The sequence below is a fragment of the Aestuariimicrobium sp. T2.26MG-19.2B genome (genome assembly GCF_950101875.1).
Lineage (GTDB): Bacteria > Actinomycetota > Actinomycetes > Propionibacteriales > Propionibacteriaceae > Aestuariimicrobium > Aestuariimicrobium kwangyangense.
This window is the reverse complement of sequence record NZ_CATNLW010000003.1, coordinates 11,798-36,807: the sequence shown is the minus strand read 5'-3', so window position 1 is coordinate 36,807 and position 25,010 is coordinate 11,798. Positions and strand designations below refer to the sequence as shown.

Sequence of the window (25,010 nt, the reverse complement as noted above, 5' to 3'; positions counted from 1 at the left end):
GGCAGCCGCATTGTCTAGTGGATGAGCCATACCCCCATCATGTGCAGGCACGGGGTCACAGGCCCTGTATCCACAGCCTTGCTAGTAGGCGGTGGCGACCCCCGACTCGTACAGGGCCTTGGCATCGGTGGCGTCCCGCACCGCTTGACGGACATGGTGCTTGGTGAGGTCGAGCACCTTCAGCTCGCCCTTGGTCTCCGCGATGGACTCGATGCGCCGGAACTCTGCTCCGTACTTCTCAGCGAAGTCCGCCAGACCGCGCAGTTTCGGCAGAGCGTCGGACAGGTGGTGGCCGTGAGGATCCACCAGATCGACCACAATCTTCCCGTCGTGCTGCGAGCCGAAGAAGAGGAAGTCGGGTCGCATTGCCTTCCAGTCGCCGGTTCCGTCCTTGTAGGCGATGGCGAGGGACTCGTTGGTGGCGCGTGAGGGGTTGCGGTACCAGGCCTTGAACCCGGGCTGTGCCGTCTCGGAGTCCAGCACCTTGCGCTCCCACTCGTTCAGGTCGATCGGCGTGGTGCCATCTTCTGAAACCATGAGGTGGCCCGTACGAACGGGGAGGTCGTGTTCGGTGCCGTCCTTCTCGCGTGCTTTGCGGTCGGCCTGCGTGACCTTGGGTGCCCTGAGGGAGATGCGTTCAGGGTGAGTGGACATACCTTGAATGCGGTCGTACTCCGCCTGAGGCTCGTCCGGGAGTCCCTTGCGGGCGACTCGTGTCTGGGTGAGCCACCGGCGGGCGAGGTCGTCGGCTTCTTCTTCGACATCGGTCACGACCTCGGGAACGCGGCCCAGGGAGGCGACGATGATGTTGGCCTCGAGCAGGTCGATGTCTTCCTCGTCGGGTCCGACGAGGTGGTTCACGTAGGCGCCGGCGAGTCCCTTGGTGAGGAGTCGGGCTGCGTACTGGTAGGCATCTTCGATGGCTCGGGTGTCGGCGGCGACGTCGAAGGCCTTGTAGGTGAAGCCGTCCTTGCCGACGCGTCCTCGAAGTTCTTCACCGGACATGGTGAGGACGTCCTGGCGGGCGTGAGTGACCTTCTCTTTGTACTGGACCGCGCGACCATCTAGGACCGCGCATAGGGCTGACTGGGCTTTCGTGACGGCGTTCGGCACCAAGCCGTCCTTCGACAGGGCGACGGCGAGCGCGTCGAGTCGTTTGATGGGTTTCACGCTTCGCTTCGGGATGGTGACCGAAGGGATGGCCTCGAACAGGTCCCAGACTTCCTGCGGAACGTCGGGGTTCGGTTCCAGTCGAACCGGGTCGAACAAGACTCGGCGTGCCTTTTGGGTGTCCTCGTCGCCCCCGCCCTGGTCGGAGTCGTCCACCGCGGTCTTCCCCTTCATCAGCATCGTGGCGATGGACTTGGAAGTCTCGCGGTCGAAGTACGGCAGGAGACAGTCGACCGAGTTGAGGACCTCGTTGCCGGGGATGCGGCGAGCGAGCGGGGTACGCAGCATTCGTCCGAGCAGCTGGTGGATGTAGGTGGCATCGCTGCGGGGACGGAACGAGACGAGAACCTCGGCGCGAGGGCAGTCCCATCCGGTCGAGATGGCCTCCATCGCCAACAACACCCGCACGTGCTTGGCGTCCTGCACCCTCTGCGGCGCGATGTAGGGGACGCCCTGCTGACCCACGAGCAGGTCAGTGTGAGTGCCGAACACATGAGCCACGGCATCAAGTGGCAGGTCGGGCCACTCTTCATAGATCGCGTCGAGCACCCGCACCAAGTCAGCATCCGAGGGCTTGTCGGCCACTTGAACCACCAGTAGCGGGATGACCGTGTCGGCTTCTTCCTGTTCGGAGGCGTAGGAAGACCAAGCTTCGGTGGAGGCCTTCACCTTCTGGACGGCGCGACGGAGCATGGTGGTGTCAAAGGCGCCCTGCTCAGTGGGGATGTCGAGCACGATGTCGTCCTTCAGCAAGCCTGAGGCTTGCACCAGGCCGGAGTCGACCTCGACTGGAGGTAGCCCCGTTCGGTTCGTGGCCTTCTTCATCGCCTGCGTGAAACGGTCCACCGTCGCGGAGATGCCAAAGACCACTGGCATGGCCGGGGCGCCTGAGCCTCCGTTGATGATCCGCTGGACGATGGTCTCCCGGTCCCGGGCGACCTTCATACCCCGGTGTGCCTCATCCAGAACGAAGTAGAGGGTCCGCCCGTCGGCTTCGACGGTGTTGCGGATCACGTCATAGATCGTCTGCTGCACCATGTCGGGTTTGACCCAGGTCAACGGGTCCGCGTTGGGGCTCTCTCCCCCCGCCCCACGGACCAAGCGCCCACCATCACGAAGTTTCTGGGCGTTGAGGAAGTAGACCATCCCCGGCTCGAACGTGGCCTGCGAGAACGTGTTCTCGATGACACGCAGCCGGAAGTCCAGTTCCGAGGCAGCAGCCTGGATGCGACCCCGGGACTGTTCGTTCAGCGACGGGTCATCGGAGAACCACAGCACTGTTGCCCCAGGGTCAGCCTCGAAGCCGAACTCATCTGACCCAAAAAACAACGCCTCGATCACAGCCGCGGCCATCACAGTCTTCCCCGCGCCCGTGGTGGCAGCGAGTGAGAACTGAGACGCCTGGCCGAACCGGTGGAAGGAGTCCCTTGCCATGGCTAGCCGGTTCAGGACCTGCCCGACGGCATCAGCCTGGTAGTCCTTCAGTGTGTACCTCATGCCCCGGCCCTCCGGTTGATCGTGAAGTTGTGCAGGTAGGACTCGTACAGCCGCACTACCGTCACCCTTCCTGGCAGGTCACGGCAGGCAGTCTGGAACGCAGCATCGGAGTCGGTCACTACGAAGACGGTCTCGACTGTGCCGGCCTCCTCGACCCTCGCTACGAAGTCGGGCAGCTGGTCGATGTTCTCGATCACGCCATAGGCCTCAGCCACGTCCCAGCCCTCATCCTCGAGACTGGTGACGATCCGGCCCCGCGCCCCCGCTCGGAGCCACAGCATTGGAGCCACTCGCTCGAAGGCGCGATGGTGGCGGATTACGAGCGGTGACTCATACGTGAGCGTGAAGTACGCAGCGTTCTCCTCGAACCCCTCGGACATCGGGAACTCATCGGTGAACTTGTACACACCCTTGACCGGTGCACCATCCGGAGTCTGGCCCGTGATGGCGGCGGTCAGCCGAGGTTTGGTGATGTAGTCACAGATGCCCAGCCGCTCCCATTCCGAGTCTCCAGGGCGTAGCCCTTGCTTGCGTAGGGTCACCTGCTCATCCGCGCTGACCTCGTTGTTCGTCACCGAGATGCACTGCCGCCGACCGCCATCCTGCTTGTTGAGGCGCATCACAGCGTGGGCGGTCGTTCCTGATCCTGCAAAGAAGTCAAGAACCGTGGCGTCAGGCTTGTCTTGGATCACAGAACGTAGGGCGTCTTCCACGGCGTATAGGGACTTCGGGAAGGTGAACCCAACGCCAGGCACGAAAGTCTTGACTAGGCGTGTTCCATATTCTCCTGCGTTGTGGCGCTGCCTATTCCACGTGGTGGAGGGTACCTTGGCAAGGGCGGCCCCTGAGATTTCGAGTTGCACTGCCCCAGCGTGATCCCGTCCCACAACAGTGATTTCTCCTTCCTCAATCCGCCTGATTTGCGCCTTTCCCAGATAGAGAAGTGACCAGCGATCGTTCTTCTTGTCGTATGCACCCAGTCGGGCATATCCCTGCTCGATCAGCCGACGGAGGTAGGTGTGCGAGGCGCGCCAGTTAGCGTGCTCTCCAGAGGCTCTGATGGGCCAAACGGCCCTCGAGCCCGGGGGCGGGCTGATCTTCGTCGGATCCGCATCCAGAGGGACCGGCTCGCCGACGCTCGCGATCATCCGGCGTTCCTCGTCCACGTAGACGGGGTAGAAGAGGTTTGGGCGGTCAGCGCGTCGTGAGTTTGAGCCACCGCGCATTAGCCATTCCCACCTCACATCTTGGGAATTCTTGGTTACCGATTCGCCGAATAGGGGGTCGCTCAAGCTGGCGGGCCCAGCGTTGCCGAAGAAGCAGAAGAATGCATACTCGTCGGTGCGCGAGAACTCCTTCGACCTTGTGGCGCCGTTATGGTTGATTATGATGCTGACCATCTGAATCGTGGCGTCCAAGAATGTTTGTTCCAAGAGCATGCCGAGGCGAAGGTACTCCTTCTCGTCAATCGTGACGATTAGGACGCTGTCATCTGGATTGAGAAGTTCCTTGGCGATCTCCAAGCGTCGCTCCATGAAAGCGAGCCACTTGGAGTGCCGGTAGTCATCTTCAGACGAGACGTAATCGTTGTTGTACTTCCAGTCCCGTGCTCCGGTGTTGTACGGCGGGTCGATGTAGATGGCGTCGATGGAGTGTCGATGCGTGTAGGTGAGCATCTCCAAGGCGTGGTAGTTCTCAGCGTTGATGACAGTTTGGAAGGGCTTGTCACCACCACGTTCCACGCGTCCGGTCTCCACCAATCCAGGGAAGATGCGGTCGCGGAACTCTGCGACCACCACGAGATCGTCACACAGTACGGCTTGCGTCTCGGGTTCCTCGGGGCCTAGTTCGACCAGGTGGGCGACGCGCGTATCTTTAGCGCCTTCGACCCGTTCGACTGACCACAGCCGTTGGTCTCCTCTGCTGGTGTCTCCGCGGGGTGGGAGTATCCGGACTTTGTCACCGCGGCGAACGGGGCGTCCTGCGAGTTCGACGGCTTCGGGCTGGTGTTGCTCGAAGACCAGTCCGAAGGACCTTTGGTTCTTCAGGCTTTCGATTTCGACTTCAAGGTCTTTTCCCAGTTGGGGGTCGATGGTGCGTGCTTGCCTCAGTAGATCGGATAGACGTGACACGTCGCGACAGCCTCCATGTTGTCTAGAGGCATCTGGGCCGCCCCCGGTCTGGCGATCCTATTGGAGGCAGGGTTGTCCGGCTGGGGTTAGGGGTGCTGGTTGTGGGATGTCATCCGCTCGTAGTGCTCTTGCGACTGGGAGACGGTCTGACCGTAGGAGGTCGTGGACCAGTGCGTGAGGCCGATGAGGGTTGCTGGGGCTCCGGAGGAGAGCATGACGGCACGGCCGCGTGGGAGGGCTGCCAGTTCTGAGGCGTCGAAGATTCGTTCCCGGCGGAGCCTGGTGGATGTGGATCGGTTGGAGCTGAGAAGACCGCCGTCTCGGCTGGGGTTGTGGCTGGTGTCGGTGGTGACGATGTCGTGGTCGCCGATGAGGCGGGAGAGGTCTTCGAGGAAGCTGGGTTCGGCGTCACCGGCACCGAGGACGCGGACGTTGGCTGCCGACCAGAGGGCGGTCATGCCTTCGCGTCCGTAAGCGCGGACTCCTTGGTCCCAGGACTGGAAGAAGCTGGACAAGATGATGCCACGGCTGCCGAAGTGGGAGTACTCCGAGGGGAGGCTGCGCCAGCGGACGACGTTGGCGGCCTCGTCGAGGACGACGGACATTGGGACGGTGAGGCGGCCGCCGGGCTGGCGGGCGCCGTGGTGTTCGGCGGCGCGCATGGTGGCGACGGCGATCGCGGCTGCGATGGCTCGGGCGGTGCCGTCTCCTTCTTTGCTGAGGAGGTAGAGGGTCTGGCGGGTGGTGATGAAGTCGGCCGGGTTGAAGTGGGGCCGGTCGTCGCCTGGTCCGCGGCTGGTGATCCAGTCGAGGAGGGCGGGGTTGCGGAGCCAGCCGACCATCTTGCGGGCGGTGGCGACGATGCCGTCTCGGGTTTCGTCGACCAGGTTCATGAGGGCTGCGACGCTGGCGGCCGCGCGGGGCTGGTCGGCGAGTTTGAGGATGTCGACGGGGGCGAAGTCGTCGAGGTCGTTCATCCAGTCGAACACGACCGTGATGGGCTGGTCGGCTTTGGCGGCCGCCAGCAGTAGTGAGGCCAGGTAGGCCTGGGCTTCGGGTTCGAAGAAGGAGTCGCGGGTGGCGTTGTGGTCGGCGCTCGAGGCCGCGAAGAGGCCGGCGAGTTCCTCGGCTCGGTTGATGCCGGTGACGAAGGTGAGGGGGTTCCACCACCAGTCGGCGGGGGCACCGATGAGGCCTTGGGGGTCGAAGACCCAGCAGTGGCCTCGTTCTTCTCGCACTCCCCTGGTCAGGTCCACCAGGTCGCGCTTGTTGGAGGTGGTGACCACAGGGCCGGTGGTCTCGATGACCTGTCGGACGCACACGCAGCTGGTCTTCCCGGCGCGGGGACCCATGATCCACACCTGAGTCCATTCCCACGGCGAGACCAGCGGTTGGCGGTTGCGGACCAGGTAGCCGACGGGGTTCCCGGGCCCGGCTTGCAGGGCTCCGAGTCGTTCGGCGTCGGCTCGGGCACCTGCGGGGAGCATCACCTCGAGGTCGGAGACGGTGGCGAGGCTGGCGGCTTTGTGGTCGACCCGGGTGCCGTTCTTCCGCCTGGTGGCGTGGTGGCGGCGGTAGATGACCGCCGCGGCGGCGATACCTGCGAGGACGAGGGCGGGGAGAGCGATGCACCAGATCGTGGCGGCCGTCGTCCAGGGCGGGCCGTCGCGTCGGCCGGCGAGGATCGCGATCGGGTTCCCGAGGCGGGTGCCGCCGAGAATGGCCCCGACCTCGAGGAGGCCCAGGAGGAGCAGTCCGCCGATGAGGATGATGCAGATGATCATCCAGAAGGTGTCGTTGTGAGCTCCGGTTTCGTGGCGCCGCCACGGGGTGTCGGTCTTGCGGCTGCTCATGGGAGTGCCGGGTTGTGGGTGAGTTCAACCCAACGGCGGTTGGTGTCGTTGACGGCCAGCTCGGAGGGGGTGAGGGCGACGCGGAACGGGATGCCTGGGCGTTTGCCGAGTTTGAGCAGGAACTTCCCCCGGCCGGGTGGGATCCCTCCCCCGGATGCGCTGATGATCGAGGAACCTTCGCCGGACCAGTCGGTGATCATGTCCTGTTCGCGCTGGGACAGGGCGAACACGGTCGACAGGTTCCCGAACTCGCCTTGGGACAGGCCGCCCAAGAAGACCATGGATGACCGTTCGACGAAGCCCCAGGCGCGGGCGGTTTGTTCGGGGGTGCCGAGTTTGAGGTCTTGCATGGTGTGGGTGCACAGGATCTGTCCGACGCCGAGTTGGCGGTTGAGGCGGGTGATCTCGTCGACGCGGTCGACCATGTCGGCTGAGGCGCGCAGGGTTCGCCACAGCTCGTCCATGACGAGGAGGTAGCGGCGCCGTGGGCCGAGGTGTTGGTCGGCGAGGTGGGTGGCTAGCCCGGTTGAGGCTGACCCGTAGGCCCAGCACGTCAGCAGCACCGCTGCCTGCAGGGTGGCCGAGGAGTTCTCGAAGTCGTGGACGTCGAAGACGACGGGCCGGTCGAGGTTCATCTGGGTGGTGGTGGGCCCGTCGAACAGGCCGCCGAAGGGGCCGTCGGACAGCAACCCCATCAGGCTGATCCGCAGGTCTCTGACGGTCTGGTCGAAGGCGGCATCATCGGTGCCGGCCAACGTTTTGAGGCGCAGCGCCGGGTCGCGGTCGGCGAACAGGGCGATGACGTCGCGGATCTGGGGGGCGTCCCGGTCGACGGGTCGGTTGTTGTCGTCGCGTTGGAGCCGGTTGAGGGCGGCCGCCAACAAGGCCACCTCTGCCCCGCTGACGTGGGATCCGCGGACGAGGGTGAGGAGGGCATGCAGGGTCGTGGTCTGCCGGTCGACGAGCTGCGCCATCGCCCAGTCCTGGATCTGGGCGGGCAGGTCGGTGATGCGACCGAAGGCGCCCATCAGATCGAGCGGGTTCTGGGTGCCGGCCGAACGGGACAGGCTGATCACCTGCCCGCCGAGGGCCTCCACCAAGGGCGGGTAGTCGGGTTTGATGTCGCCGAGGACCATCGTCCACACCCCTTGGTCGGCGAGCCCGGTGACCATGTGGCGGATCAGTGACGATTTGCCGAGGCCGGGGCGGCCGAGGACGAACGCTGAAGGTGTGTTGATCAGGCCACGGGTGAACCAGGAGATGGGGTCAGCGGAGACGGTGGCGCCGGTGGCGAGGTGGTGGCCCATGGGGACGCCGACGTCGGGCATGCCGGCGCCGCCGCTGAACGGCCACAGGCCACACACCTGGACGGTGGTGCCGCGCCACTCCGGTACCGGTTCAACGGTCGCGACCCGTCCCCCGCCACGGGTGAACCAGCCCCGCCAAGACGGTTTCACCCGCCTTGACGCGGCGGCGGTGCCGGTCTGGGGGCCTCGTTCACTGGTGTCGTGGGCGGCGAGGTCGTCGCTGGTGGCCACCAGCCCAGGTCTGGTCGGTTTGCTCACAGGTACTCCCGCACGGATTCACTGAGCCGCATCAGTTTGGGCAGCACCAACCCGAGCGGCAACCCGGAGGTGAGGGCCACCTCCTGATTGCCGAGGGCCGGGCGCAGGCGGAGCCGGGCGGAGGCCTTCATCTGCATGAGGGCCGACTCGGCACGGCCGAGGTCATCGGCGTGGGCGACGGTGAGGGTGACGATGATCCCGAACCGGGTCACTCCGGCCCCGTTGGATTCCTCCGTGGCGGCCTGCCGGGCCGCTGAGATCTCTCGTTCCTGCCGAGCCGTGACACGGTTCTTCGCCGACACCTGGAAGGTGGAGGAGTTGATGTCTTGTTCGACGACGCGGACCTTGTCCTCCTGGTTGTGTGGGCGGTAGACGAGGCACACCCGTTTGCGCATCACGTCGGGATGGGGGCGCAGCAGGTCACGCAGCTGCGTGGAGGAGAACACCCCAGCCGGCGGCTCGAGCATCTGCCACGACGCCGACCAGGCACGGTCGTGGCGGACCCTGTCGTCGTAGGGCTCGAGGCGGACCGGGCCGACTTCGTCCCAGCGCAGCTCGGTGCCGCCTTCCCGGCGGGCCTCGTCGACGGTGGTGGCGACGCTCGGGTCGAACGCGACCCGAACCATGTCGGCGATGTCGACCGAACCCATCAGGTGGGCTGTCTCCCCTGCCCCTGCCAGCCGCAGACTGGTCAGGATCGTGGGGACGGCGTTGGAGATCCGTTGCTGCATCTCCACCTCCGAGAGGCGCCGGGCACGCCCGGTCGTGGGGTCCACGACGGTGGAGTTGAACGTGACCGACACGTAGGTGCGGATCGTGAACTCCCCCGCCGGGAAGGCATCGACGACTTCATCCATGACGTGGCGGGCGAAGGTGGGGCTCGCGTCGGAGCGGGATGTCAGCACCTGGTTTTGGAGCCTCACCCCGGTGTCGGGGGCTGTTTCGACGACGGCCTGCACCTGGTCGACGTCCGGCATCTCTCCCATGACGGCCAGGAACTGGCCCCAGTGGGCGACCTCCCGGTCGTGGGTTTGGGGGTCGACCAGGTCCATGCCGGTGCCGTGGCACTCCATCACGATGGTCCAGTGCCCGGTGTGGGGTTGGATCACGGCCCCGAAGGGGCTGCCGTAGGGGTCGGTGAGGGTGCGCAGTTCAGTGGCGGCTAGGAGGCCAGGCAACCGAAGCTTCCCGTCGGGGGTGAACCCGGCGGGTCCCTGCACCAGCAGATGCCGGCCAGCCTTGCGGTTGCTGCGGTTCAGCAACCTCTTGCCCCACCGGTCGTAGCCGGTGCGCCCATCCTTGGAGGAGCGGCGGGTGGGGATGATCGCGACCAGGACGGCGGCGAACAGCACCAGGCCGGTTTCCAGGCCGCCGGTCACCGTGCCGATCAGGGTGACGATGAGCCCGCAGAATCCGATGATGCTGGCGCCCCAGCCGAACCCCAGCACGCCCCGGCTCCCCGGCCGGCGAAGGTTGCCGTACCTGCGTGGTTCATCAGTGATGGTGGTCATGGTGATCCCTCCTGGTCCGATGCGGCGTCAGCTCGACACGTCGTCGCTGACCGCTCCCTCGGCGTTCCTCTTGATCGATCGGGCCGCATCCGCAGCCGCCGACGGCACCCCGCCCGATGGCAGGGGCCGGCGGGTGGGAGCAGGATGCGCTGACCCACCTGACGACGGTTGGGCAGACGGACCCTCGGCGGCCGCGCCACCGGCACCGGATCCACCCAAGGGCGAGGTTCCCCTAGGGCCGCCCGACGGCGAGCCTCCGGCGGAGGTGATGGCTCGCGGCGCGCTACCCACCGCTGGGGGCGCGAATGCCGCCCCCGATTCGGAGGCACCCTGGGTTGCCCCAGCACCAGCGCTGCCGGTGGCCCCTGTCCCCCGGGCCCCGGCAGAGCCCACACCTGTGCCAGCACCGGCCAGCGCCATACCCCCGGCGCCGGCACCCAGGGCCACCGCTCCTGCGGCTGCCCCGGCGGCCATGACCAAGGCGGACCCTCCGGAGAACATCGATGAGGTCCCTGCTGATGCGATGGGCGCGCACAGCTTGATCAGCGCTGGCAACGCCAGCACCGCCAAGGCGATGACGACCAGACCACTCACGGAAGTCATAAACCAGGTGGAGTCGTCGTCGGCGCCGTCGCTCTTGGTGCCCGTGACCAGGATCATCCCGAGGGCGTAGATCGTCGCCGCGACCGGCTTGTAAAGCACGAAGGCGACCAGCCAGCTCAGCAGCTTGTTGAACGACTCCTTCCCGGCGCCGGTGGCAGTGGTGGCCGCCGACACTGGGAGGAACACCAGGATCGCTGGGATGAGGGCTGCCCGCAGCACCATGAACCCCGCTTGGAACAGGGCCGCCAACGCGGTGAGGGTGGTCGACAACAGCGACACCGAGAGCATGTTGGTGGTCACGGTGGCGGTCAACAGCTCCTCGGGTGAACCCTTCCCCGTCTGGCTGGCCGCCCACGACATCATCCAGGAGGCGTACTGGTCCGACCAGCCGATGAACAGCTGAGTGGCGGCGGCTGCCATGGCGGTCACCACCATGGTGGTGACCAGCATGAACACGGCTTCCTTGCCGAAGCGTGCGTGATGAGTGATGGCCATCTTGACCATCGCGATGACGATCCCGATCAGGGCGGCCAACAACACCAGCTGCGACAACGCACCTTGCACGGAGGCGATGCTGTGGGACGCTCCCCCACCAGAGACCTGCGGCGACAGAGCCGGGTCCATCCACCACGACAACATGATCTTGATCAGCCGGCCCGTGGCCTCGTTCATGGACACGATGAACCGCTCGAACGCCCCGCTGGCGGCACTATCGAGCTTCTTTCCGGCCGCGTCGCCCAGCTTGCAGGCAGCGTCGTACCACTCGCACTCCAAGAGGATTGGTCGCATCACGGCCGCCAATCAGTAAAGCCAGCCGTCTCGGTCTGTATGTCGGAGCCAGTCTGTTTCCAGTCAGTACCGGTCCAGATCAGCGTGACTCGATCACCCATGTCGATGGTCTTGCCGGCCAACGTTCCTTGGTAACGGAGTTCTACGACGGCCAAGTTGTTGGCGATGGGGGTCTGCATCCGAAAGCCGGTGACGACCGGGTAGGGCTTCTGGAGCCCTGCCTTATCAGGCGACTCTCTAGCCTTCTGAAGTTCCAGATCAGTCGGCACGGGCTCGGTTTGGTATCGGGCGACCTGCTCCCATGCGTCGGAGAGCATGCGCGAGCGGATGTTCACGGCAGCGGTGAGGGCGCCGAGAGAGTCCGGGGTGTAGCAGAGGGCGAGCCGGTCCTTCATGAGGAAGGGACCTGCCTTGGTCTTGGGCAGGGTCTGCCCGGTGTCGGCGATGTACCAATCGGTGTGGGGGGCGGCGGTGATGGGTGCCCCCGATGCGGTGGCGGTCCTGACACAACCGGCGACGGTCGGGCTGCTCGGGGCTGAGCTGTCCGGCGTGGACGGGGTGGGCGGGGCGGAGGGTGGTGGGCTGCTGACGGTCGGTGTTGGGGCGGTCTGCTTGGTGCCCCACGTCATACCGACCAGTACTGCGCCGATGACCAGGGCCACCACCACCACTGCGGCGAGGATTCCCAGCAGGGTCGAGCGTTTCATCGGGTGTTCCTTCCGTTCACGCCAAGGCGGCGTTGACGATGGCAGCCGACAGGGAGATCACCAGCGCCGCCACGGCCACCATCCCGATCCCTTTGAGGTTGGAGTGGTCGCCTCGTCCGTGGGCGTGGGCCAGCTGGCCGCCGCCGACGATCAGGGCGCCGAGGCAGATCGTCAGTCCGATCCATTTCGCCCAGGCGATGATCGTGACCAGTTCACCGAACTCGGGTGCGGTCTCCAAGAGCATGGGGAGTCCTCCAGCCTCAGACGAAGAACGTGAGGATGCTGGCGGCGCTGGTGGCCACGATCAGGCCGACGACCGGCATGGCGAGGGCCTTGAAGCCTTCGCCTTCCTCGCCGCGGCGGTGGGCGGCAGCGATGCGGCCGCCAGCGATGATGGTCATGAGCAGGCAGAAGGCTGCAACCACCCACATCACCCAGCCCAGCACCAGGGAGATCCGATCCGACCCCGGTGGTGCTGTGGGTGAGGGATCGGGCAGGCCATCCATCGGCATCTGGAGGGGCAACTGCAGCAGCAGGGTGACGAGATCCATGAGGGGGTCCTTTCAGGGGGTGAGGGGGGCGGCCGGGTTCACCCAGGTCGCTGGTTGCAGGGCTCGGATGATCGAGGACAGGGTCATGCGGATGCGGATGGAGCACTGGTGCTCGCTGGACTGGGGGGTGAGCGTGCGCCACTGATCGACCCAGCCCAGGTGCCACACCGCCGGGGACATGGCGCGCAGCGCCTTGAGGGCTGCCCGGTCGACCACCTTGGGGCCATCGGAGACCAGGAGGAGGCCCATCACGCGGGTGGTTGGGGGCAGCTCACCCGATCCCCACTGGGTCATGGCCTGGCGGGCTGCTTCCACGCCCGCTCCGTGGGTGCGGGCGATCGCGAGGGTGGGAGCTAGTTCCCCGCCAGGGTGGTGGGGCCAGCCGTTGGCGAGGATGTGCGCGTCGAGGCCGTGGTAGCGACGCAGCAGCTCTTGGAGAGTTGAGGCACCTGTTCCACCGTGGAGTTGGTAGATCCACAGGTCAGCCGTGTGGCCCGGATCCACCAACGACAACCGTCCTGCCGGCGCCCGCCGGGGTGGTTGTTGGGGGCCGTGCTCCACGACCCGACGACCCAACAACGGGTCGGTTTCAGGCGCAGCATCGGTGGCCGTTTGATCGACGACCAGAGGACGACCCAGGAACGGATTCGTCATTGCGCACACACCTCTCGGGCTCGAGCTGGCCAAGGAGTGTGACCCCTTGGCCAGCAAGACTGACCAGCGTGGTGAGAACTGAACGCCTCGGATGCCATTTCCGAAACCTCAGCATTTGAGTTGATCCCTCAAAGCAGAGACTAACAGCCAACAAGGCCGCTAATCTGGCGTTCGAGCGTTGTTTCTCACTGGAGGCGTTAGGGCGTGACTGAGGTTGTTCGTGGGTTCGTCACGCTGACAGCAGCTGCCCGCATGCTGGGGGTCTCCCCCACCACCGCGCGCGGACTCACTGTCAGCCACGACGATTCGCCCCCCCGACTCCCTGTCGTGCGCGTGCGCCCCTCCCTGCCCCGGGTGGGCCTCAACACCATTGAGGAGTTCATGCGGGGACGGCCCGGAGTGTCGGCTGTGCTACCCGAAGGGCTGCCGGCGGCGATGTCCCTGGTCGAGGTGGGGACCGTGTTGGGGGTGAGTCACGACGTGGTTCGCCGGCTGGTCACAGACGGCGAACTCGAAGCATTCAGGGTGACCCGCATGTTCCGGGTGACGCGTGAGGCGTTGCAGGCGTGGATCGAGGGTCATGGCTGAGTGATCGAGCGCCAGGGTTTGGCTGCCCTGGTGCTCACCACAGTGGAGAGGGATCAACGTGTTCGAGAAGGGTCGTGGAGGCCTACTCGTGGTGGGCCTTGCAGGCCTCATTGCCATGCCGTTGGCGCTGGTGATGCTGCTCGGCCTGCTCGTCTCCGATGACGAGGACCGTGAACAGGCTGCCGCTGAGGTGGTGGGCAGTGTGTTGGACGCCTCGAAGGTGCCAGCCGAGTTCATGCCGTGGCTGATCAAAGGCGGAACCGTCTGCCCCGAGCTGACCGCGCCCATGCTGGCCGCCCAGATCGAGACCGAGTCCGGATTCAAGGACCACCCACCCAACCAAGCCGGAGCGGCCGGCCCAGCGCAGTGGATTCCCGCCTCCTGGGCCGCCTACGGCGTGGACGCCGACGGAGACGGCACCAAGGACCTCCACAGCGTCGCCGACGCGGTGATGGCCACCGCCATCCTGCAGTGCGCCGAGTGGAAGAGATGGGCGGCAGCGTTCCCCGGCCAGGACACGTGGGCGCTGGTGCTGGCCGGCTACAACGCCGGCCCCGGCGCGGTGCAGCAGTACGCCGGCGTCCCCCCCTACCCCGAGACACTGACCTACATCGCCCGCATCAAACAGCGCACCGCCTGGTTCCAGAGCGTGATCTCCGGAACGGTCGGCGCCTACGGCGGCGGGTGGGTCCCACCCGCCCCCGGCGGACCTGACACCGCCTTCGGGGCGGTCGGATCGTGGTGGTCGTGGACCGGCTACCACACCGGCACCGACTGGCCCGTACCCACCGGAACCCCGGTGGTCAGCATGGGACCGGGGGTTGTGGCCGAGGTCAACCACCCCGGAGGATCCAGCCATGGAGCAGCCTGGGGCAACCAGGTGGTCGTCTACCACGGCCTGATGGCCACCGACCACGGACAACGCCACGTGTGGACCACCTACAACCACCTCTCCGCGACAACCGTCACCGTCGGCCAGCAGGTCGCGGCGGGCCAGCAGGTCGGCTTGAGCGGAGCCACCGGGAACGTCTCCGGCCCCCACCTCCACGCCGAAGTGCACCTGTCCACCCTGCCCACCTGGTCATGGTCCGCCCCGCAGCGCACCGACTTCGCCGACCCCGTGGCGTTCATCACCGCCCACGCCGGCCCGACGACGGCCGGTGGCCACGCAGGCATCGCCGCCTGGGCCCTGCAACAGATCGGCAAGCCCTACATCTGGGGCGGGTCCGGCCCGGACGGCTACGACTGCTCCGGGCTGGTCACCCAAGCCGTCACCCACAGCCTCGGAGTCACCCTCCCCCGCACCACCCAACAAGAAGTCACCTCCCCCACCCTGGCCACCATCAGCCGCGATCAACTGCAGAAGGGAGACCTGATCTTCTTCCAGCTGCACGGCGACTGGGACCACGTCGGGATCTACCTCGGTGACGGCCGCATGGTCCACGCCCCCCGCCCGGGCAAGACCGTCGAGGTCGTCGACGTCACCGCCGGCTACTACGCCAACCACCCCACCACCTACCGCCGCGTCAAGGGAGCCTGACCCATGCCACACCGCTTCAGCGCCGCCCTCCTCGCGGCCGCCGTCGGCATCCTCACCGGCTGCGGCACCCCACCCCCACCCTCCACACCAGCCCCCACGTCGGCGGGGACATCCACCTCCCCGTCCCCCGCCTCGGATCCCACGTGGAGCACCAGCACTGTGCCCGCGGCCACCTCGAGCGCGTGGGACAACCCCAGCGCCGACGAGACGAGCTGGCCGGCACCCACCAGCACGACAGATCCACGATCCGCCCACCCCACCGGGACCATCGGCACCGCGCGCGGCATGATCCACACCACCCCGCCCGACACCCGTGACGCCACCCAGGTGGCGCGCAGCTTCGTGGCCACGGCCTGGAGCTACGACACCGCCCTCGACGCCACCCCCAGCGACGCCGGACGTCGCGCGACCAGCCTGGCCACCCCTGACATGGCCGAAGCGCTCCGCACCGCCGGCACCCGCGCCCAGCCGGGTGCCTGGTGGACAGAGATGGCCAGCCATCGGGGATACACGACCACACAGCTCCACGAGGGCGGCCTGGGCGAAGGCCCCTCCGACTCCCCCACCTTGGCGCAGCGGGCCATCACCGTCACCGCCACCCCCCACGGCGCCGGCGGGTGGACCGGTTCACCGCTGCCCCCGGTGACGCTGATCGTCACGTGCGGGCGCGGATCAGCCGACCAGCCATGGAAGGTGTCAGCGATGAGGGTGATCCCATGAAGGACTTCCCCCCAGACTTCGACCCCCACCTGGTGCCGCGGTGGCCACGACTGACCCTCGAGATCACCGGCTCCGGGCACCCCACCGTCTACAAGGGCCACTTGGGTGGGCGCCCCATCCCCCTCAGCGAGGATGTCGACACCACCGACCCCTATGCGGTGATCGAGGCCAGCGTGCAGCACGCCAGCACCCTGATCGCCGAACGAGGCTGGGACACCTGCCGGGTCAGCGCCGTCGACCCCGACGGACACGTGTGGCCCATGATCCTGGGCTCCAACGGTGAACGCCACGACCTCAACGAATCCGAACGGACCGCCCACGACACCAGCCGGCCCACCCATCCCCTTCACAAGTTGGGTCTCATCCTCGCTGCCGCCATCCTGGTACCCGCACTGATCGTCGGGGGACTCCTGGTCGGTCGTCACCTGTCCAGGCCGGCACCGGTGGCGGCCGGCCCATACACCCCCCAGATCGCCGAACTGCCGGTGCCTGCCCCCGCTGGCTGGAGCACCCACGCCGTCTGGCATGTCGACAACACCGACACCGATCTGGCCGTGGTGTTCGACAACGCCGTGTGGATGATCAGCGACGGCGCCCTGCTCGCCGTGGACCCGGACACGGGCCAACCCCGCGGGAGGTGGCAGGTCGGGCCGTCCGCGCGCGGCCCTTGGCTCACCCAAGTCGGCGGGCATCCCGTCGTTGCGGCCGCCACCACCTCCACCGTGGTCTGGGTCCCCTCCCGCACCGGCGGAGCCACCAGTCATCCCCTGCCCCACGGCAGCCAGGTCACCGCCACCACAGCTGGCCTGTGGTGGGTCCACGAGAACGATGCCTGGGTGGCCAGCACCCGACCGCAACGCAGAACCGTTCCCGCCGACGCCCAAATCGGCGCCGTGGAGGGCACCACCCTGATCGCCACCGACCGCCTCGGACACCTCTGGCGCCTCAACAACGACGCCATCCAGACGCCGGCCCCTCTACAACTGCCACGACCCCGCGGCGCATCCGCCCTCGACCGCGTCCTGGGGGTCGGGACACAGACCGTCGCCATCGCCTGGCGCCCCACCGAGGGCACCGGCGGCACGGTGATCAGCTTCCACACCAGCACTGGGGACCCCGTCATGGCGGTTACCAGTGACCTCTCCCCCACCGGCCAACCCGACCTCGACCCCCGTCGACCCGAAACCATCGTCGTCGGCCAACTCGTGCTCGATCTGGAACGGCACACCGTCGCACCACTGCCCCACGGTCTCACCCTGGGCACCGTGGTGGACGGTCTGGGCTTCGGCCGCCGCAACGACGAAGCGGTCACCGTCGACCTGGCCACAGCCCACGTCCTGCAGCACCGGGCCACCCTCAGCCAGCCGGCCACGCCGGTGGCCGTCTCGGGTCACCGCCTGCTCGTGGTCGACCGCCAAACGATCTACTGTCTCGAGCCGGCATGATCGACCAATGTGGCAAGAGGTTCGGCGCGCCGCCCGACTCGAATCAGATACGCGCCCCTAGGCTGGCCAGCATGGCTCAACCACACAAAGGCGATCGGGACCTCATGGTCACCCGGCCACCTCGCGATACCGCGATCCTTGTCCGCGAGCGAGCCCTAGCCGCTGGCGTCTCCATCAGCGAGTACATCGCTGCCGCACTGTCCCGCGACGTCTCGAATCCCGTTCCGGCGATCCGCCCCAAAGCTCAGGAGCTTCCCATGACTGGCTGACCCCAGACATGACTCGAGGCCCCCTGTTGGCGCAGGAGGCCTCGTAAGTCAGATGGGGCGCCTTGGTGTGCAGCCAAGTCCCCAGGTGAGTGAGTAGCTCACCGAATTTTGGTTTCCACAAACCCGAAGCCCGAGGGCTTCTTGCGACAGCTCCCCGAAAGGACGCCGCCGTTGCCGCCTACTGTAGCAGCGCTGTGCCCAAATCCGTCTAGTACCTCGTTGCGTGTGCCGCGAGGACGGCGGCGCTATTTCCGTGCCCCCGATGGTGTCCCGCTCAAGGCCGTCCCGACCGCAGCCACGCGTGGCGGGCAGGCTTGGCGCACCCCGGCCGGCGCGGGACAGCTGTCCCGACTGCCGTGCTGGAACAACGCCAAACAGTGGCTGCACAACGTCAAGGCCCACCTGGAGACCGCCACCGGGGAGACCCAGCGCGCGGCCGCCAAGGTCCACTCCTCCACCGTGCTCCTGGTGGCCGCCCACGACGCCGGCAGCGCTGACGCCCGCACCGGACGTGGGGTCGCCACCAGCCACCGCACCGTCGCCCAGGCGATCGGCTGCAGCGAACGCCAGGTCCAACGGGCCCGCACCCTGCTGATCGTGATGGGGTTCTGTGCCGTGGTGGAGCGCGGCCGTTACCTCACCACCGAGGAACGCGCACAAGCCCGCGAACACCACGGTCACCGCCAGCTGCGCATCGCCTCCGAACGAGCGTTGGTGAATCCCCATCGTGAAACCAATGTCCACCTACCCCGTAGGGGTAACCAGAGTGGGAACCTCACGTCACGTAGTGACTCACCAAGGCGCGCGCAAACGCGCGCCGGAGCAGCAACGACAAGACACCAAACCACCCAACGACCATCGCTGGCCGTGCAACGACTCGCGGCAGCTCTGGTCCAGCGACTCCCCTGGCTCGGGCGCACCCACATCGGCAACGTGTGTTCAGCGCTCGCTGCGGCCAACATCGACCCCGAGGTCACCACTGCGACCGACCTGATCGAGGTTCTCGACCACCACAACCGGCACCGAGGCGTCCCCAGCGTCCCCGCGGATGCCCAACGGCATCCTCTGGGGCTCTTGGTCCACCAACTCCGGGCCGCTCTCCCCCACGTCCCAGAACTCCCCCGACAAGCAGCGATGCGACAGCGCGCCGAGATCCTGCGCGAACGCCAGCAGCGGCTCACCGCTGCCGCCATCCGTGACAGCCAGCTGGAGGCAGAACGGGCCGACCCTTCACTGCAGGCCAAACGGCACGCTCGTCGCGCAGGGCTCACCGCCCATTTCCGTCACCTCGACCAGGTCAACCGTGACCGGAAGACAAAGCCGGCGACCCCCTTTGAATGATGTTGGCTCATCAGGGGGCCGCCGACACAGTAAGGAGGGATCAATCTCACTCAACTGGCGCCTTGCATGCGCACCACGAGTGTCCCACGTCCCACCTCACCACAGCCAGCACCGGCGAAGCCCGATGACGGCTCGCAGCGTGGAAAGAACGTTGTAACGCGAGTACGTTATAGCGTTAGAACGGGGTAACGTTGTATGAAACGAACGTTACAACGCTGTGCTGAGTCACGCACTCGGGTGTGTCGGCAACGCGCAGACCCCCGAACCCTGCAGCCCATGAGAAGCGTTCTAACGTTAGTTCGTACCAACGGCGTGTTGCTGGAACGTTCTAGCGCTGAATCCACTTAACGTTCTTACATGGCAAAGATCTGTGCGGTGGTGTCTCGCAAGGGTGGCGTGGGGAAGTCGACCATCGCCTACGAGGTGGCTCAGTGTCTCGGAGCTGTCCTCGTCGACCTGGAGTGGGATGGTGGCAGCGTCAGCCGAGCGTGGGGGTACCGCGCCGAGGAACGTGCTCGGGACGTCTTGATGGCTGCGATCGAACATGACCGGGCGCCGCGGCCGCTGACCGGGTTCAGGAAGCCGGATCTGGTGCCGGGGAGCCCCGAGTTGGTTGACGTCGGGCTGGACCCCGAGGCGTGGGCGGACCTCCTCACCACGTGGGCGGGGGAGTGGGGTCGTGAGTGGGTGGTCATCGACACTCATCCGGGGGCCTCCGCGTCGACGCATGGGGCGATGGCGGCCGCCAACGTCGTTCTGGTTCCGACCGGGCTGCGGACCCGCGACCTGGATGCGGTGGAGCAGATCGTGGCTGAGGCAGCCGACTATCCGATGGTGGTGGTCCCGAACATGGTGCCGAGGATCCCGCCGGCGCCGGAGATCAAACGTCTCGGGGCGATGGTCCACGGAACCCCGGTCAGGGTGGGGGTGCCGATCCCGCACGTGAGCAAGATCGCCACCCGCAAACGTCGCATGGCGATGAGCGCCGAGGACCCCACACCGAGGGCCTTGGAAGATGCGGTCGACGGGTACAGGCGGCTCGCCGAGTTGGTGAAGGAGTACGGAGCATGAGCGACGGAATCAGCGAGATGCTCGCCAAGCGGGCCAAATCGACCCGCAAGGCCACCACCAACCTGACCAAGCAGCCATCACCGAGCCGCAGGATGCCGGGACCCAGGAACCCCGCCCCACCTGCTGCGACGCAGGCACCAGCTGCCACGGTCGAGGTCGAGCAGCAGCAGGCGACGGTGACACAGCCCGTCGAGCGGGGGAGTGCCGCACCCCAGCCGATCCTCGAGGACCGCCGCGTCACCATGTACATCGCCGCCGACGCCGACGAATGGCTCACCGAAGCCAGCCTCGCTGGTCGACGGACTCGGGTCGACGCGTCGAGGTCTGCCATCGTCCGGTTGGCCCTCGAGCGACTCATGGCAGAGATGACCCACGACCAGATCGTCGAGGAGCTCCGCGGCAGGGCCGCCGCGGCAGGGCCCACCCGCGGGCGACGCCGACTGTAGCGATCAGGATGGACGCCGACAGCGTGGGCCCAGACCATCGCCGTTGAGGCAACATTCAGGCGAGGACGAGGGATGGACACGTGCCGGGGTGGTCCGGGCTGGGAATGTCTGGTTCGGCGTCCTTGGTGAGGACGTGTTCGGGTCGGGTGAGGACCTCGATGATTGCGGTGCACGCCTTCTGGGTCAGGGCCGATCGGTCGGTTGCTTCGGATCGTGAGATGACGTCCACGCGGTGGTGGAGGTGGTCGTCCAGGACGATGAGGGTGACCGACCGCAGGGCCTGGGTGGCTGCCGAGATCTGGGTGAGGACGTCGATGCAGGGGGAGTCCTGCTCGATCATCCGGGCGATTCCTCGCAGTTGTCCCTCGATCCGGTGGAGCCGGGTGATGAGCGCGGCCTTGTCGGGCGTCGACCTGGTCACGCTCATCACCTCTGTCCCTGCTGGAGGTTGTTGGTTCGGGTTAGTGGCTGTGGCCAGCCCCTTGGGGATGGCCGTAGGTGTGCGGGTCGGCGTCGAACGTCTGTGCGCAGTGCGGGGAGCAGAAGTAGAACGTGGTTCCGTCGTGTTCACGTGTGGCTGCGGCCTGGGCCGGGTCGATGCTCATGCCGCAGACGGGGTCGACGGCCTTGGGTTGCTTCGTCTTCTTCCCGAAGAGGGGGGACATTGCTGGTTCCTTTCCATGGTGGGCGGAATCGGGGAGTTCGGTGGCGTCGCCGATCTCGACGATCGGTTCGAGGTTCGGGACCGTTGCCGGCGCGACCGTGGGAGCGGTGTAGCCGCGCAGCCGGTTGGCGTTGCTGACCACCGACAAAGACGACAGGGCCATCGCCGCCGCCGCGATCATCGGGCTGAGCAGGACGCCGGCGACCGGATACAGCACACCGGCGGCGATGGGGATGCCGATGGCGTTGTAGAGGAAGGCGAACGCCAGGTTCTGACGGATGTTGCGCATCGTGGCGTGGGACAGGTCGATCGCGGTGACCAGCCCGGACAGGGCACCCGAGATCAGGGTGATGTCAGAGGACTCGATCGCGACGTCGGTACCGGTGCCAATGGCGGACCCGACATCGGCCTTGGCCAGCGCCGGGGCGTCGTTGATGCCATCGCCGACCATTCCCACGACACGGCCCTCCTGCTGCAGGCGGGCCACCTCACCGGCCTTGTGCTGGGGCAGGACCTCGGCGACGACGCGGGTGATGCCGACTTGGCGGGCGATCGCCGCGGCGGTGGCCCGGTTGTCACCGGTCATCATCACGACCTCGATCCCACGCCCGCGAAGGGCGGCGATCGCGTCGGCCGCGCCGTCCTTGACCGTGTCGGCCACGCCGAGCACACCGGCGGGACGACCGTTGATCGCGACCAGCATCGGGGACTTGCCCGCCACGGCCAGCCGTGCTGCATCATCGGCCAGCGACGCGGGGTCGATCCCGGCACCGGACAGCAGCCGGGCGTTGCCGACCAGGACCTCGAGGCCCTCGACCAGCCCGCGCACGCCTTGGCCGGTGAGCGAGTCGAAACTGGCGGCCACACCGGGGCTGATGCCCCGGTCGCGGGTGCCGGCCACGATGGCCGCCGCGAGGGGGTGTTCAGAGGATTGCTCGACCGCGGCGACCGCGGCCAGCAGTTCATCCTCGGCGTACGGGCCGACGGGGACCACGTCGGTGAGCGCCGGGGCGCCCTTGGTGATCGTGCCGGTCTTGTCCAGGACGATGGTGTCGAGCCGGTGCGCGGTCTCCAACGCCTCGGCCGACCGGATCAGGATGCCGTACTGGGCCGCCTTGCCGGTGCCGGTGGTGATGGACAGCGGGGTGGCCAGGCCGAGGGCGCACGGGCAGGCGATGATCAGTACCGACACGGCCGCGACCAGAGCAAACACGAACGTGGGCGGGGGGCCGACCACCATCCAGACGGCGAACGTCCAGATCGCGATCAGCACGACGACCGGCACGAAGTAGCTCGAGACCTTGTCGGCGAGCCGTTGGATCGGGGCCTTGGAGCCTTGGGCCTGACGGACCATGGTGATGATCTGCGCAAGCAGGGTGTCGGCGCCAACCTTGGTGGCCCGGTAAGTGAAGCTACCGGTCTGGTTGATCGTCGCACCGATCACGGCGTCGCCGGCGCGCTTGGTCACCGCGATGGGCTCGCCGGTCACCATCGACTCATCGACCGCGGAGGTGCCGTCGACGACCTCACCGTCGACCGGCAGCTTCTCACCGGGGCGGACGACCACGACGTCGCCGACGAGGACCTGCTCGATCGCGATCCCCTGCTCAGCGCCCTCGCGCATGACCCTTGCAGTGTGTGGTTGCAGGCCGATCAGGGCGCGGATCGCTTCCCCGGTGCCAGCCTTGGCGCGGGCCTCGAACAGGCGGCCGAGAAGGATCAGGGTCAGGATCACCCCGACAGCCTCGTAGTACACCCGCTGCAGGTCGGCGGGCACCACCCCCGGCGCGAACGTGACGACCAGGCTGTAGAGGAACGCGGCGAACGTGCCGATGGTGATCAGCGCGTTCATCTCCGCCGACCGGTGGGACAGCGAGAGCCAGCCGGTCTTGTGGATCGGCCAGCCGGTGTAGACCATCACCGGCGCGATCAGGGCCAGTTGCAGCCAATGGTTCATCAGGATCGGCGGCACCCACGTCACCTTGAACAACTCCGTGGCCATCACCGCGAACAGGACGGGCGCGGTGAGCACGGCACCGAAGACCACCCTGCGAGTGAGGTCGCGGATCTCGGAGCGGCGTTCGGCCATCTCGGCCTGTTCGGCCTGGGCGGCGGCCTCCGGCGACACCGTGAGGGCCGCAGCGCTGTGGTCGGCGCCCGTGCCAGCGGCAGACCTCGCCTGGTCCCGGCCTGCGGCCGGACCGGACGTCTCGGCCAGCAGCGCGGCCTCGGCCGACAGGGCTGCCGTGCCCTCGGGATCGTCGTCGACGACATCGATCCGGCCATGGATCATGTTCATCCCACAGGCGAAGTCGATCCTGCCAGCGTGCGCGGGGGTGAACTCGAGCGCGGTGGTGGCATAGGCCGGTAGCGCCATGTTGACCCCGACGTCAGGGATCACCACGTGCGAGGTGCACTCGCCTGCCTCCTGACGGTTGAACAGCAGACGTACCGGCATTCCGGGGCGCACGCGGACGACGTCGGGCGAGTAGCCGCCTTTGACGGTGACTTCGATGACCTGCACCCCGTCTGTCACGTGGGCGGTCCGCGACCTGCGTGGGGCGAAGAAGAACCACAGCGCGCCGACGGTCAAACCGGATGCAAGGACGATGGTGACGACGGCGGACTGATCCATCGTGGTCTCCCTTCAGAAGAAGATATTACCCCCAGGGGGTATATATCAGCCTAGTTCCTGGTTGGGAGGAGTCCAGCGCTCGGAGGTTCAGATTCAGTCAAGCTTCGGTATCGGCCCAGAGACCGGGTCGAGCCTCATCGCTACTGTCAGAGGCGTCGCCGGGGCAGCAGAACTGCGAAGGTGGCTCCGTGCCCGTGACCGCTGCTGTGGGCGGTGATGGTGCCGCCGTGGGCCTCGATGATGGCCTTGCTGATGGTGAGGCCGATTCCCGAACCAGAGCGGTTGCGGTCACGTGCGCTGTCGCCGCGATAGAAGCGTTCGAAGATGTGGGGCAGTTGAGCCGGGGAGATGCCCTCGCCGGTATCGGTGATGGTGATGACGACCTCGTCGCGCTCGGGTCGCGCGCTGATGCTGACCTGCCCGCCCTCAGGGGTGTGCCTTAGCGCGTTCGTGAGCAGGTTGCCGAGTGCCTGTCCGACCCGGTCCGCGTCGACTCCGACGGTGGTCGGAGCATTCAGGTCGAGGTCAGCGACCAAGCTGACACCCTTGTCGGTGTAGGAGGCCCGGGCGCTGTCCGCAGCCATGGCGACCAGGTCGGCGACCCGATGGGGACGAAGCTCGAGTCGGAGCCGTCCCTCCTCTGCCCGGGACACGTCGTCGATGTCTTCGGCGAGTCGCGCCAAACGGTCGGTCTGGGCCGTGAGAACGGCTCGCGTGTCAACGTCGAGCTCGATGACGCCGTCGACCAGGCCTTCGTGGTAGGCACTCAGCGTCGCGATCGGGGTGCGGAGTTCATGGGCGAGGTCAGACAACAGGCGCCTACGGGTGGCCTCGACATCCTCTAGCCGTCCGGCCATGGAGTTGAAGGCAGCGGCGAAGGTGTCGAGCTCCGACCCGCCACCGACGGTGGGGACGCGTCGGGTGTAATGGCCGCTTGAAAGCTGGCGCGCAGCTTGGGTCAGGTCATGCAGGGCCCGCCGCAGCCGACGGCTGACCAGCCACGACACGAGGATGGCGCAGGCCAAGGAGATCAGCAGGGCGACTCCCAGGGCCAACGCGCTGGCTTCCCGGTACGCCCGTTCGACGTGGACCAATTCGGCGGAGTTCTTCGCATGGCCGGACTCGACGAGATGGTCATGGAAGATCTGGGGTCCGACGGTCGAAGCGACCAGACCTGCAGTGAGGATGCTGGCGAGAAGAACAATCGTCTGACCGAGCATCAGTCGGCCGGCCAGGGTCTCACGGGACCAGCGCATGGG

General features: G+C 66.8%; 20 protein-coding genes. 7 read left to right on the top strand and 13 right to left on the bottom strand.

What is annotated here, in order from left to right; all coding sequences use genetic code 11:
• Positions 1-81 precede the first annotated feature (81 nt).
• The 10 genes from QQZ11_RS13420 to QQZ11_RS13375 form a co-directional block, all read right to left on the bottom strand.
• The gene (locus QQZ11_RS13420; protein WP_284550828.1) at positions 82-2,667 is read right to left on the bottom strand and encodes a DEAD/DEAH box helicase; all 2,586 of its coding nucleotides are present in this window, start codon (positions 2,665-2,667) and stop codon (positions 82-84) included.
• A complete protein-coding gene (locus QQZ11_RS13415; protein ID WP_284550827.1) occupies positions 2,664-4,799 on the bottom strand; it encodes a site-specific DNA-methyltransferase in 2,136 nt (711 codons plus the stop codon). Before QQZ11_RS13415 ends, QQZ11_RS13420 begins: the two co-directional genes overlap by 4 nt.
• An 86-nt stretch (positions 4,800-4,885) precedes the next feature.
• Positions 4,886-6,652 (bottom strand): type IV secretory system conjugative DNA transfer family protein, encoded by a 1,767-nt coding sequence (locus QQZ11_RS13410; RefSeq protein ID WP_284550826.1) that lies wholly within the window; start codon positions 6,650-6,652, stop codon positions 4,886-4,888.
• Positions 6,649-8,190 carry an ATP/GTP-binding protein gene (locus QQZ11_RS13405; RefSeq protein ID WP_284550825.1) on the bottom strand — a complete coding sequence of 514 codons (1,542 nt, stop codon included), beginning with the start codon at positions 8,188-8,190 and terminating at the stop codon, positions 6,649-6,651. The genes QQZ11_RS13410 and QQZ11_RS13405 overlap by 4 nt, the downstream gene beginning before the upstream one ends.
• 23 nt (positions 8,191-8,213) lie before the next feature.
• On the bottom strand, positions 8,214-9,728 hold the full coding sequence (locus QQZ11_RS13400) for an SCO6880 family protein (RefSeq protein ID WP_284550824.1): 1,515 nt from the start codon (positions 9,726-9,728) through the stop codon (positions 8,214-8,216).
• A 27-nt stretch (positions 9,729-9,755) separates the two neighbouring features.
• Positions 9,756-11,120: a hypothetical protein gene (locus QQZ11_RS13395; RefSeq protein ID WP_284550822.1), complete on the bottom strand. Its 1,365-nt coding sequence runs from the start codon at positions 11,118-11,120 to the stop codon at positions 9,756-9,758.
• Positions 11,120-11,827, bottom strand: coding sequence for a hypothetical protein (locus tag QQZ11_RS13390; RefSeq protein ID WP_284550820.1), 708 nt, complete (start codon positions 11,825-11,827; stop codon positions 11,120-11,122). Before QQZ11_RS13390 ends, QQZ11_RS13395 begins: the two co-directional genes overlap by 1 nt.
• Positions 11,828-11,843: 16 nt before the next feature.
• Positions 11,844-12,071 (bottom strand): hypothetical protein, encoded by a 228-nt coding sequence (locus QQZ11_RS13385; RefSeq protein ID WP_284550818.1) that lies wholly within the window; start codon positions 12,069-12,071, stop codon positions 11,844-11,846.
• 16 nt (positions 12,072-12,087) lie between these two features.
• Positions 12,088-12,378, bottom strand: a complete 291-nt coding sequence (locus QQZ11_RS13380; protein ID WP_284550817.1) for a hypothetical protein — start codon at positions 12,376-12,378, stop codon at positions 12,088-12,090.
• Between the two features lie 12 nt (positions 12,379-12,390).
• Positions 12,391-13,032: a DUF6668 family protein gene (locus QQZ11_RS13375; protein WP_284550816.1), complete on the bottom strand. Its 642-nt coding sequence runs from the start codon at positions 13,030-13,032 to the stop codon at positions 12,391-12,393.
• A gap of 204 nt (positions 13,033-13,236) precedes the next feature.
• Here QQZ11_RS13375 and QQZ11_RS13370 point away from each other — a divergent pair, with 204 nt between their 5' ends.
• The 7 genes from QQZ11_RS13370 (at position 13,237) to QQZ11_RS13340 (ending at position 20,452) form a co-directional block, all read left to right on the top strand.
• Positions 13,237-13,620, top strand: a complete 384-nt coding sequence (locus tag QQZ11_RS13370) for a helix-turn-helix domain-containing protein (RefSeq protein WP_284550815.1) — start codon at positions 13,237-13,239, stop codon at positions 13,618-13,620.
• 88 nt (positions 13,621-13,708) lie between these two features.
• Positions 13,709-15,160, top strand: a complete 1,452-nt coding sequence (locus tag QQZ11_RS13365) for an NlpC/P60 family protein (RefSeq protein WP_284550814.1) — start codon at positions 13,709-13,711, stop codon at positions 15,158-15,160.
• A gap of 3 nt (positions 15,161-15,163) precedes the next feature.
• A complete protein-coding gene (locus QQZ11_RS13360) occupies positions 15,164-15,880 on the top strand; it encodes a hypothetical protein (protein WP_284550813.1) in 717 nt (238 codons plus the stop codon).
• Positions 15,877-17,325: a hypothetical protein gene (locus QQZ11_RS13355; protein WP_284550812.1), complete on the top strand. Its 1,449-nt coding sequence runs from the start codon at positions 15,877-15,879 to the stop codon at positions 17,323-17,325. The genes QQZ11_RS13360 and QQZ11_RS13355 overlap by 4 nt, the downstream gene beginning before the upstream one ends.
• 494 nt (positions 17,326-17,819) lie before the next feature.
• Positions 17,820-18,935 carry a hypothetical protein gene (locus QQZ11_RS13350; protein ID WP_284550811.1) on the top strand — a complete coding sequence of 372 codons (1,116 nt, stop codon included), beginning with the start codon at positions 17,820-17,822 and terminating at the stop codon, positions 18,933-18,935.
• Positions 18,936-19,292: 357 nt separating this feature from the next.
• Positions 19,293-20,006: a ParA family protein gene (locus QQZ11_RS13345; RefSeq protein WP_284550810.1), complete on the top strand. Its 714-nt coding sequence runs from the start codon at positions 19,293-19,295 to the stop codon at positions 20,004-20,006.
• Positions 20,003-20,452, top strand: a complete 450-nt coding sequence (locus QQZ11_RS13340; RefSeq protein ID WP_284550809.1) for a hypothetical protein — start codon at positions 20,003-20,005, stop codon at positions 20,450-20,452. Before QQZ11_RS13345 ends, QQZ11_RS13340 begins: the two co-directional genes overlap by 4 nt.
• Positions 20,453-20,507: 55 nt before the next feature.
• On the opposite strand, the gene QQZ11_RS13335 is transcribed toward QQZ11_RS13340, so the two are convergent.
• The 3 genes from QQZ11_RS13335 to QQZ11_RS13325 form a co-directional block, all read right to left on the bottom strand.
• Positions 20,508-20,873, bottom strand: coding sequence for a metal-sensitive transcriptional regulator (locus QQZ11_RS13335; protein WP_284550808.1), 366 nt, complete (start codon positions 20,871-20,873; stop codon positions 20,508-20,510).
• A gap of 40 nt (positions 20,874-20,913) precedes the next feature.
• Positions 20,914-23,751 (bottom strand): heavy metal translocating P-type ATPase, encoded by a 2,838-nt coding sequence (locus QQZ11_RS13330; RefSeq protein WP_284550806.1) that lies wholly within the window; start codon positions 23,749-23,751, stop codon positions 20,914-20,916.
• 146 nt (positions 23,752-23,897) lie between these two features.
• A complete protein-coding gene (locus tag QQZ11_RS13325) occupies positions 23,898-25,007 on the bottom strand; it encodes a sensor histidine kinase (protein ID WP_284550805.1) in 1,110 nt (369 codons plus the stop codon).
• Positions 25,008-25,010: the final 3 nt, after the last annotated feature.

Excerpts from the sequence above, each read along its gene's own strand:
- QQZ11_RS13385 (WP_284550818.1), bottom strand. The coding sequence starts at position 12,071 with ATGCTCTTGGAGACCGCACCCGAGTTCGGTGAACTGGTCACGATCATC.
- QQZ11_RS13390 (WP_284550820.1), bottom strand. The coding sequence starts at position 11,827 with ATGAAACGCTCGACCCTGCTGGGAATCCTCGCCGCAGTGGTGGTGGTG.
- QQZ11_RS13395 (WP_284550822.1), bottom strand. The coding sequence starts at position 11,120 with ATGCGACCAATCCTCTTGGAGTGCGAGTGGTACGACGCTGCCTGCAAG.
- QQZ11_RS13410 (WP_284550826.1), bottom strand. The coding sequence starts at position 6,652 with ATGAGCAGCCGCAAGACCGACACCCCGTGGCGGCGCCACGAAACCGGA.
- QQZ11_RS13325 (WP_284550805.1), bottom strand. The coding sequence starts at position 25,007 with ATGCGCTGGTCCCGTGAGACCCTGGCCGGCCGACTGATGCTCGGTCAG.
- QQZ11_RS13330 (WP_284550806.1), bottom strand. The coding sequence starts at position 23,751 with ATGGATCAGTCCGCCGTCGTCACCATCGTCCTTGCATCCGGTTTGACC.
- QQZ11_RS13420 (WP_284550828.1), bottom strand. The coding sequence starts at position 2,667 with ATGAGGTACACACTGAAGGACTACCAGGCTGATGCCGTCGGGCAGGTC.
- QQZ11_RS13360 (WP_284550813.1), top strand. The coding sequence starts at position 15,164 with ATGCCACACCGCTTCAGCGCCGCCCTCCTCGCGGCCGCCGTCGGCATC.
- QQZ11_RS13380 (WP_284550817.1), bottom strand. The coding sequence starts at position 12,378 with ATGGATCTCGTCACCCTGCTGCTGCAGTTGCCCCTCCAGATGCCGATG.
- QQZ11_RS13345 (WP_284550810.1), top strand. The coding sequence starts at position 19,293 with ATGGCAAAGATCTGTGCGGTGGTGTCTCGCAAGGGTGGCGTGGGGAAG.
- QQZ11_RS13355 (WP_284550812.1), top strand. The coding sequence starts at position 15,877 with ATGAAGGACTTCCCCCCAGACTTCGACCCCCACCTGGTGCCGCGGTGG.
- QQZ11_RS13400 (WP_284550824.1), bottom strand. The coding sequence starts at position 9,728 with ATGACCACCATCACTGATGAACCACGCAGGTACGGCAACCTTCGCCGG.
- QQZ11_RS13375 (WP_284550816.1), bottom strand. The coding sequence starts at position 13,032 with ATGACGAATCCGTTCCTGGGTCGTCCTCTGGTCGTCGATCAAACGGCC.
- QQZ11_RS13340 (WP_284550809.1), top strand. The coding sequence starts at position 20,003 with ATGAGCGACGGAATCAGCGAGATGCTCGCCAAGCGGGCCAAATCGACC.